The organism is Saccharicrinis fermentans DSM 9555 = JCM 21142 (genome assembly GCF_000517085.1).
GTDB lineage: Bacteria > Bacteroidota > Bacteroidia > Bacteroidales > Marinilabiliaceae > Saccharicrinis > Saccharicrinis fermentans.
Genome location: NZ_KI912108.1, coordinates 37,905 through 47,926 on the forward strand (window position 1 = coordinate 37,905; position 10,022 = coordinate 47,926).

General features: G+C 37.7%; 9 protein-coding genes and 1 pseudogene. All 10 read right to left on the reverse strand.

The window, feature by feature from the left end; translation table 11 throughout:
• Window positions 1-741: 741 nt before the first annotated feature.
• The gene (locus CYTFE_RS28130) at window positions 742-1,074 is read right to left on the reverse strand and encodes a group II intron maturase-specific domain-containing protein (protein WP_027473909.1); all 333 of its coding nucleotides are present in this window, start codon (window positions 1,072-1,074) and stop codon (window positions 742-744) included.
• A 1-nt stretch (window position 1,075) separates the two neighbouring features.
• The gene (locus CYTFE_RS0124195; protein WP_044214709.1) at window positions 1,076-1,729 is read right to left on the reverse strand and encodes a hypothetical protein; all 654 of its coding nucleotides are present in this window, start codon (window positions 1,727-1,729) and stop codon (window positions 1,076-1,078) included.
• A 10-nt stretch (window positions 1,730-1,739) separates the two neighbouring features.
• Complete coding sequence (locus CYTFE_RS30270; RefSeq protein WP_154665737.1) at window positions 1,740-1,883, reverse strand: hypothetical protein; 144 nt, start codon at window positions 1,881-1,883, stop codon at window positions 1,740-1,742.
• Window positions 1,880-2,920, reverse strand: coding sequence for a reverse transcriptase domain-containing protein (locus CYTFE_RS28135; protein WP_262505612.1), 1,041 nt, complete (start codon window positions 2,918-2,920; stop codon window positions 1,880-1,882). Before CYTFE_RS28135 ends, CYTFE_RS30270 begins: the two co-directional genes overlap by 4 nt.
• Before the next feature lie 293 nt (window positions 2,921-3,213).
• Window positions 3,214-3,453 carry a hypothetical protein gene (locus CYTFE_RS0124210; RefSeq protein ID WP_027473911.1) on the reverse strand — a complete coding sequence of 80 codons (240 nt, stop codon included), beginning with the start codon at window positions 3,451-3,453 and terminating at the stop codon, window positions 3,214-3,216.
• Window positions 3,454-3,700: 247 nt separating this feature from the next.
• On the reverse strand, window positions 3,701-5,161 hold the full coding sequence (locus CYTFE_RS28140; RefSeq protein WP_154665738.1) for an ISNCY family transposase: 1,461 nt from the start codon (window positions 5,159-5,161) through the stop codon (window positions 3,701-3,703).
• 428 nt (window positions 5,162-5,589) lie between these two features.
• A pseudogene (locus tag CYTFE_RS0124225) lies at window positions 5,590-6,980 on the reverse strand (IS701 family transposase).
• 120 nt (window positions 6,981-7,100) lie between these two features.
• Window positions 7,101-7,988, reverse strand: a complete 888-nt coding sequence (locus CYTFE_RS28145) for a DUF3289 family protein (RefSeq protein ID WP_081736146.1) — start codon at window positions 7,986-7,988, stop codon at window positions 7,101-7,103.
• Complete coding sequence (locus CYTFE_RS0124235; protein WP_044263439.1) at window positions 7,972-8,361, reverse strand: hypothetical protein; 390 nt, start codon at window positions 8,359-8,361, stop codon at window positions 7,972-7,974. The genes CYTFE_RS28145 and CYTFE_RS0124235 overlap by 17 nt, the downstream gene beginning before the upstream one ends.
• Window positions 8,362-9,088: 727 nt before the next feature.
• The coding region (tnpC, locus tag CYTFE_RS30440; protein WP_162150108.1) for an IS66 family transposase at window positions 9,089-10,022 on the reverse strand (934 nt) is incomplete at its 5' end.

A 10,022-nucleotide genomic window follows, 5' to 3' on the forward strand; every position in this document is an offset into this window, starting at 1 on the left:
ACCATAGCCGATGCTATTTTAGATCGTCTGGTCAACTCATCACATCGTATAGATCTCAAAGGAGAATCTTTAAGAAAAGGATATTTAGTGAGTGAATAACATTTTTTTTCTTATTATTGCAGCATCTTTTAAAGTGGCACGGTTACTCCGAAATCGTTGGCATGGTCACTCCGAAATAGCCATAGGTGGCTGACAGGATTGTAGCCCTGCCAGTGCACCTTTCACACCACGACTTTTCACTCCATAAAAAGTACGTACGGGTAACTTCGTTATTCCTCTTCACAAATTAAAATACTATTTTAATTTATTCGAGCATATACGGCGGTTCCTTACATCATGGGGAATCGAAGATCGGCGGAGCCAATAGCGAATTTGCCTTAGTAGGTAAAGTAGCTGTTATTTCATTGTACATATAAGCTAATGGGATATAGCCTCGCTTTTGAAGTCGTTGCACCGTAATGGTTGTTCCTAAAATAGGACTTTGCCAACAAAGATTATGTTTTATTGGTGTTAGCGATTTCCGCTTTGCTCCAATTGGGCGATAGCCCAACCACCCATTATTCATTATATATGTGTATGCTTTAAGGCATTCATGATTTCGTTCCTCAATTCAACTTCGACTCCAAGCATATGCCATACCAGCTTCAATGCCTAATCGGATCAGGTTTTTCCTTTTCCGCTCAGGCTTTTTTATTCACAAGTGTTCATTTTTTGTGTTCATGATTTCCGCTTTGCTCCAATTCAATGATGCCAAATGCAGTATCTAAGACGATTACGGAGCCAGCCATCCAACTCTTCCAGTTTTGTTTTGATATTGGCATATTTGAAGTTGTTAATCCAACCTCGTTGGATTTCAATTAACTTACTAATGCGTTCATCAAAGCTCATTGGAGTAGTCTTTCGAGTGACTTCTTTAAGTTTTGCTTTAAAACTCTTCCATCTTTTTGGGGCAACTACCAATTGGTATTTTCCCTTGATACCTTTCTTATAGATCGGTACAAAACCGAAGCCGAGTATTTGGAAGTTTACTGGTCGTCTGATGCCACTTTTGTCTCTATTGATAGGGAGTTTCAATTTACAAAGTAAATGTTATCGTTTCATTAGAACCGTCAGAGAATTTCTTGATTTTTTTCGTTTGTTGCCCTTCTTTTTTGTATTTACAAGTCATTTCGTAGTTTTCATAGGTAACCCGACCATTTGGAGTGAAACTTTTTTCATTTATTAATAATGAATCTTTATATTCATATATTACTGTTCTACTAGGCTTTTGATTTATTAAAAATCCTTCTTCTCCGAAACTATATTCATTTTTTTTTGTAAGAAATCCATATTCATTGTATTCATAATTGATTTTTTCATTAATTGGGTCAGCACCTAATGCGTTTATATATTCTTCATCTCTTTTACCTAAGTTTAATATTCTTTGAATTGTAATTTCCTCAATCAAATTCCAATTTTTGTCATATTTATAGCTTGTTGTATGATCATATGAGACAACGTCCCAAAATGTGTAGACATATTTTTCGGTAACCTTACCATCCTCGCTAAATGCTTTACTAAATAATAATCTACCGTCAGAATTCGAAGTATCTTCTACTCGATAATACATTGTTTTAATATTCTTTAGCTTTTCATCTTGTAGAATTTCTTCATAGTTCATGTCAAGACCTAACTGTGCAAAACAGTTTAGAGCTAATACAAAAAAGCTTAAAGTTGTAAGTATTCTCATATGTTTATGTTTAATGTTTGCGTAGAGTAGAGCCTGATAGCTTACTCCCATTATTACTTCTAAAAGTAGCAATAATAAGTAAACTATCAGCGCCCCCTTCATCAAACCGTACGTGAAGTTTTCCCTCATACGGCTTACCGATAGAGTTCTTCATTGAGCTTTCGCAAGGGTTTTCAAGCGTGCATACTTTTCCAAGTCTAACAGCCTTTTGCTTTGTACAAAAGTACTGTATGGTCGCTGGCGAAGCGACTTGTGCGCTTTACGTCCTTTGCTTTTGAGCCATTTAAATAGTTTATAATCCAAGTGTTTGATGATAACCTTTATGGTTTCCCAAATGTGCGTTACCTTACTTATAGAGAAATAATTAAGCCAACCTATTAATAATGAGTTGAGCTTGTAAAGCAAAGGTTCAATCTTCCAATGCCTACGTTTTGCTAAAAGCTCACGAATGTTGGCAAAGAGTTTACTCCTTGATTTCATACTCGGGCGGACGTTGGTATAGTTCTTCCTGTTCCAAGCGAATTTGGAGCGGATTACCCTGAACTCAAACCCCAAAAAGAATAGGCTTTTCTTATGCACATGCAAAATAGTTGTCTTTTCCTTATTGATGGTAAGCCCCATCCGTGTCATTAATGAATCGATATAAGCCAGTATTTCCCTACTGTAATAGTAAGTACCCATCTGTACAAAATAATCAGCATAACGGACTATGCGAATGTTGCCCTTGGCAAACTTACTATTTGGACTATTAACAATGCGGTCAAAAGCATGCAGGTAAATATTCGACAGCAATGGACTGATAACTCCTCCTAGCGGAGTGTCTGCCTTGGATGTCAGAAGCTTCCCGTTCTTTAATTGTTTGGGTGCTTTCAGCCATTGCTTAATAATATTCAAAATCCCGTTGTCACTGATACGCTCTTTGAGCAGTACAAACAGCTTATCATGAGGGATGGTATCAAAGTATTTCGACAAATCTGTGTCATAAATAAAATGATGCCCTTCATAAATGTTCTTCTTGATTTGCTTGATCGCATCATGTGCTCCACGCTTTGGTCTAAATCCATACGAAGTTTCTTCAAAGTCGGCTTCCCAGAGTGGCTCTATTAACATCTTTACTGCCATTTGTGCAACTCTATCTCTAATGGTTGGAATTCCCAATTTTCGAAACTCGCCTTTCTTTTCCTTCGGGATTGATAATTCGGCTTGGTCATTTGAACATACCGAGCTTCAGCGATAATCCTCACGAATATAACTGTCAGCAGTTCTTCTAAACGAACAGCAAATTATTGCGATAAGTGAAAGTAAAACCAAGTTTACTTGGATTATGCTGAATGAAGCAATAATCTTAACAAAAATTATTTAGGTAGGATTTGCACCTAGTGAATTACCACAGCTTCGTGGCACACCAACGGTTGTGCTATGCATCGTAGCTTTGTGTTGCACCTGCGGCAAAGCTATGATGTATGAACACGTGTTACGAAACGTTATTTATTACAAGTCCATATGGTATCTTTTCTGTCTTTTGGGTAATTACAATACCACATATTTAAATTATCTTTCGAACGATAATATGCGTAAAATGCGATACAGTCTTCACTACAATCACCGTTTTTGCCTGTACCATCTCCATAAATTTCATGTTTTTTATCTTCCTTATGCTCAATGTAATATTCAGTGCAAGTGGTTTTTTCAAAAAATGAAATAAAAAACCTTTCAATCCTCATTGTAGAATCACAAATGAATGAATCAGTTGCTAAATAGTCTCGGCAAGAAAACTCATGTTTTCAAAAATAGGCGAGTAGAATATCGCCAAACGTGAACTTTATTTTTGTTGATGATGGTGATTTTATGTGTCAAAGCTGATTTTTATTGCAAAACACGACCCTGCGCATAATATTTTGCCAATTTTGTTGATTATTGGGCATAATTCTCCCCCTTGTGTTACATAAGACGCACATATTCAAAACATTACTAGGCTGCTATTTTGTTCTGCTCGCCTGTATCAGAACTACTCCGTGCTCGATGGATTAATTCGGCACCAATCTTTCTTAGATTGTAGGCGCTAACGGCTAAGCCAACATACCTTTTGAAGTTGTGGTATCCGCGATCCGGACAACGATCTAGTCCCCTGTGCTCCAATTCGTTAATGTTTGATTCGATGGCACTATGTTTGTTGCGCAGCTTCTTGAAAACGGTTTGACGCTCCTGCTCTGCTTCTTCTTGGTTACATTTGCCTTTCTTGGGAAGCACAAGGTTCTTAACCGCTCCCAACAATAATGTTTTATTGTTTTTGTTCCAATACCCCTTATCGAAACTCCAACTTTCTATTGTAAACCGTTTCGATAGTCTTTTTGTTAACTTCGGAACAATCTCTGAATCAGATTCATGATCCATTATCTGGTAATCGACAATTAAATTAAACTGGTCGGTGGTTATTCCTGCTTTTTTGCCCAGTTCGATATTCGGACGCATTTTACCTTTGGTCACCCATTCGGTATATTCTTCGAATATGGAAAACATTTTCTCGCTATGGGGTATGGCTTCCCCTTTTATAGTCCGCCTTTCAAGCAAGTTGATATGCTTAACCAATAGTGACATGAAATGTTCGAGCTCTATCACTGTGACCTGATCCGCAATATCTTCCTGAGGAAAGCTGTCTTTTGAATTTTCTAATTTGTTCAGCAAAGCTTTAGCTTTTGCAAGGTAGACTCGCGCCGCTGTTCTTATTCTGTCTTGTTTCCCTTTTCCGCCCGAAGCGCTTGCCCGACCTAGTGCCCGCATTTTGTTCTTCAGGTCTTTACGCCAGTCATACACTTTGCGCCATCCAGGTAAATCGTGATTTTTCTGGAGCTTGTTGACCATGTCGATGCATTTCCGCGCGCAGTCCCATAACAGGTTGTAGTCAGTAGGGAAGTGAACATTGCTTTCCACAACAAAACTATCGGTTTTTAAGGACAATGCTGCCGCCTCTTTTTTTTTAAATACCTCGTGGCCAAATGCCACAATAACATTGTTGAGTTCTTTTACCGTTTCGTCCGTTAGTAGACCGACGTTGTCGATAATACATTGATATCCAATCTTTTGCTTTTCATACCCAAAGCTGCTCTCGATGCCCATTATTTGGCGTATCAATGTATGGTGATTGGCCATGTCGTGTAGATCGTCATAGCTAATATTTTGACAAAGACGCACTTGTGACAAAACAAAGATTTGCCACAGGTCCATTCCGGGACGACCTGTATGTTTCTTTTCCGAGCGTATCGCCTTGTCCAATATCTCAAAGACCTTCTCGTTCCAGTTTGGGTTGGCAAATATTTCTTTTAACGCAGCACATAGTCCGGGTAGAGCCCCACTTCTTTTTGCTGTCGGTATGATCGTTTCTTGAATTGGAAGACTTCCCAGTTTCAATTGTTGTTCGAATCTTTTTCTCATGCTTGAACCTCTTTGTGCTTTAGCTCCGAAATAACCAAATCTAAAACCATTAATAGGTTGAATATCTGCAAAATAACCCAACTACACAAGCTATATTCACTAAAGATTCAAACAAGTTTTCAACATCAAAAAACAGATTTACAATTGATTATACGTTTTCTTGCAAGGACTAAATAGCTAGAATTATATAAATAATTGTTTATTAGACTATCATAAGTATTCTGTTTATTTTTTTGCTTTTCTATTAATACTGTCTCATTAAGCCGATAGGTACCTACACTATGAAGACTAGTAATACTCACAAAACGAGTAAGGTGTTCTAAGCGATACATATCACCGTCCTTTGTTTTATCAGATGTACAAGCAATTAAGAGCATTAAAGCTATAAATATTAAATTTTTCATACTATTAATTCTACTTTAACAGATTTATTGCTTTGAATAACAGAGGTCTATGTCACGCTGTCGCTTTTCATGTCGCTGCTGCAGTTTTTCCAGCATCCGTTCATCGGTCATTTCACGATAAAATTTGTATACCATAAAATCCATAATGTCTCTTGCCGACAACAATGGGACTTCGTCTTGATTCAATAGTTTTTCTTTCAGCATAAAGCTGCCCACCATTAAGTTGAGGGCTACTTGGTGATGCCATGACAGCCATTTGCGGGTTTGGAACTGATCCAAGCCTACTATCTGTTTTTGCTCTTTGAAGCTATGCTCAATGAAAAAGCGTTGTGCCTGCATGTATGCCAGCGCCTGATGCGTGTATTGAGCAAGTTCTGCGTTAGTGAACGAATATTTTATTTCTACTCCCTGCTTTGTCTTTCTTTTCGAAATGACCAGCAACCGTTTCTCAACAATGTTCTGAACCTTATCCCAAATGTAAACTGTCTTAAAATGGAACAATCCCTTCAGCTTTCCCTTGGCAGAATCACGAATGTCAAGCTTTTTCCAGTCCTTGTTTGTAAGCGTTTCTATATATTCGTTAGCGTTTACCGATGGGGTGCTTGCCTTCGGCCTTTTGGGTGGGCGCCCACGATTGCTCTTTCGCTCTGGAATATGTAGTTCTGGTTTTTCAAGGTGGATTTTTTGATCGCTATGAATGTCAAGCATGTACACCAAACCCATATCCTCAACCGAACGGGTAAACGCAAGGTCATTGCCATAAAGTCCATCCCCCCCAACGTAATCGAACTCGATACCCATTTCCAGTTGGTGCTTCACAATATCTGTAGCCAGCTCCGGTTTTGTCTTGAAAACCCTGTCCTCTTTGGGGATGCCAGCAGTTTCACACCTGGCGTTGTTAGTACACCATGACCTTGGAAGGTACAGTCTCGTGTCGACCAACGCTGCATATTTGTCCGTGCACAAGCAACCAAAAACTGCAACCTGCGAGTTTGCAGTCTTCCCAACGTTCCCGCAATACTGGTGATCAACACCAATGCTTTTGTCACCTTTTTTCACCCATCCGCTTTCGTCTATGAGTAATCCTTTTAATTTTTGGTTTGGGAGTGATTGGTCTACCTGATTTGCTATTTGGTCGATGACAGCTCTTGCATCCCAATTGGATTCGGTGATAAAATGCTGCATCTTATGGTAGTCTGCGTTTAATGTCTCAGTGATGCGTTCGATGTTTTTCAAATCGCTTAAAAGCTAGACCTTCGACGTATTGAGTAGCTTTGTCGAAGTTGGATTTTGTTCTATTTTTAAAATGGTGCTGAAATTCAGATAAATACACTTCAAGTCGGTTGTTGACCGCTAGCAGTGTTTTACCATTATTCGTATATTTTTTTAAGTTTTTCGCCCGTTACCCATTGCAAACTTGAGTTTTGTTCTTTGTTTCAATTGCAATATACTAATTTACTGTTTATTACGAAAGAAAAACAATACTAAATTATCGTTTTTTCAGTGATCATTTTAATCTGTTAAAGTAGAATTAATTATAAAGATTTAAATTCTGGTAAATTATCAATTTTATTTTTAACCTGTTGAACTTTTAAAGCTTCCCTTTTATCATTACGCTCTATTTTTCCCTCATTTATATTACCTTCAAATTCTTTCGTGAAAGTTATTTTAGTGATAAATGGCTTATATCCTCTTAGGTGTTGTAATGCAAACCATGCTGCAAACGCTTCTTTGGCTAAAGGCACTGTATTTGGTATATCCTCAATATCTGTAATGTCCAACCCAAAATGATCCCATAGGGTTACTTCATAATTTATTTTGTAGTTATCATTGTCAAACTGAACTTCTGACACATACACTTCTGTCGCCCAAATATCATTTAAAGCAATCGTTTCTCCTTTTATAGTATCTTTAAAAGAACCAAATGTTGGTTTTGCAAACTTGGCTCCTTTCGCAGTTGTTTTACCCCGATTTCCCCTTGCGTTATAATCATAACCTACATCTGTTTCAACAAGTTTTGACAACAATCCATTGCTTTGTTTAATTTTTTCTGCAATAAAGTCTTCCAAATTTGAACAATATTCCAAGGTAGCTTTATGATTTGCGATATCATTGGTTAATATAGGATCTTCGTAAATACCTCCTTCGTTACATTTGAATTTTGCAATCATACGTTTAATATTGCCTTCCATTTCACCATAGGAAAAACATAGTGTTGCCCACTCTTCAAATGCTTTAAAAATATTCTCATCACTTGTGTCCCAGAATAGCAAATTACCTTCATGATAATCCTTTATATCTTTTCCAGAGTCTTCGTACACCCAATCTTTAATGAGCCATGCTTTAGCATCATAAATTCGTTCTTTAGAATAAATGGCTTTAGGATAGTTAACTTTATCAAAATCGTCAGCTATTCTCATCATTATTTAGTTCTACGCTCCACTGCGTGTTGTTTAACTTATAGCCCTCACCATCGTTGTATTCGGTGGCTTTGTAAATATAACTGTTCCCCATTATCAACTCCTCCACTATTTTGCCGTCTTCGGTAAACGGTCCTTCAAGCTTCTTAACCAATAACGCTTTTTTTTCGGTTGATTGAACCGGTGCAGCGGTAGCAGGTTTCCATGGTTGATGAATATCAGTAATCTTCCACACTTTTCCATGCTGTATATTTCTATTTTGTGTGATGGCAGGCGATAAGCGCATTTGCATCATCATGGCTAAGTTACCATGCGAACTCATCTTTTCTCCGATGCTTATACAAAAGCAATCCCAAAATTGGATTTTAAAAGCCATATCGCTTTTTTTATTGCGAGATAGCAGTTTTTGCTTGATCTTTCAAAGTGGCACAAATTAAACCGAAATAAATGGCACAAAACGAAACGTGCCTTGAATTTGAAATTCAACTAAATTGGCACTATTTGAACAGAAACCGCTGGCGTAATAACTCCGTGTTTACTGGCACAAAACGAACCGCTTTATCCAAGCGTTGCTGGTGTGATTTCTCAACAACCAAGTAGGGGATTCCCAATTCGATGTATTAAAGATAATGAATAAAACGTCCCTTCGCTCACGCTCGACCCAATCTTGTGTGGTACTATATTAAAGAAATTAAACATCAACAGTCCGTTAAATCATGATATATAACACTGAATATCAAACCTTAACAAACTGCCGATATTACAAAAGATGAAAATAATAATTAAAATCTTTATTATGTCTATTGCATTTTTTTTAATGGATTATAATGTCCCCAAAGTAACAACAATAGCAACGATGTAATTGAAACTGATGAAAAGTTAGTTGAAATTAACATTCCGAAGGAAAATGTTGAAGATGCCAACTTTATCCATTCTGCAACTTATGTTTTATTTGAAGTTTTTATAAAATTTATGATATGAAGTTAATATGTAAATATGCGGTCTGCTACATATTGCAAAGTAAAAAAATGCTCCAATCCGGATGTCGATTGGAGCGTTGGAAATCTCTAAGTTTTACTGGAATCTTTTGGAATTAATCGAAATTAGTGGGTGTTTTTTGGAATATTCTGACAACTATTAGACTTTTTCCAATTGTGCGGCAAAAGATCAGCCAAGTCTAAATCATAATTGCTGTTGTATAACGCAATCTTAGAAAATACATCTGTAAGCCATTCGCGAGGATTTACATCACTGGCTTTGCAGCATCCCAGTAGTGAGTACATAATTGCTGCATTTTCTGCGGCATCATGGTTGCCACAAAACAGATAGCCTTTTCTTCCAACAGCTACCGGCCTAATTGCATTTTCAGCTCCGTTGTTGTCAGGCAGATATCGGCCATCAAGATGATAGCGAGACAGACGTAAGAAAAGATTGTATGTATAAGCCAGCGCCTTACTCATCTTTCCTCCTTGTAGCGCTTTGGGGTAATAGCCTTCGATCCATTTTTCAAAAGCACGCATGATTGGATAAGCCAAGCGCTTTCGTAGTTCAGCTCTTTGCTTGTAATTCATGTTCTGATCGGTGGCCATTTGCTCAACTTGATAGATTTTAGCAATTTGTGCCAATGCGTATTCAGCCCCCGTTTTGTCTTCTTTTAGACTTTCGGAGAATTTCCTGCGCGCATGAGCCCAACAACCCAGAAGCAAAACACCTTTCTTTTGCTCATAGATTGAATATACCTGATATCCATCGGTTTGAATAGCTCCCTGAAAATCCTTTAATAAAGGAAGTATCACTTTTTGTGCTCGGGAGCCTTTGTCGTAGTGAAAGAAAACCAAGTTATTCATTACTGATCGAACCATCCACAGATAAGCCTTTTGTGCTTTGTGCTTTTCGTTGCTAATAACAGGAATGGTACTTTCGTCAACCTGAATATAATCAGATTTTAGAACAATTTCTTTTAATACTTGCGTATTTACATTATCCCTTAGTAGCATCTTGGTGCCATTGGGAAACACGAATTCAATGGGAGCATCA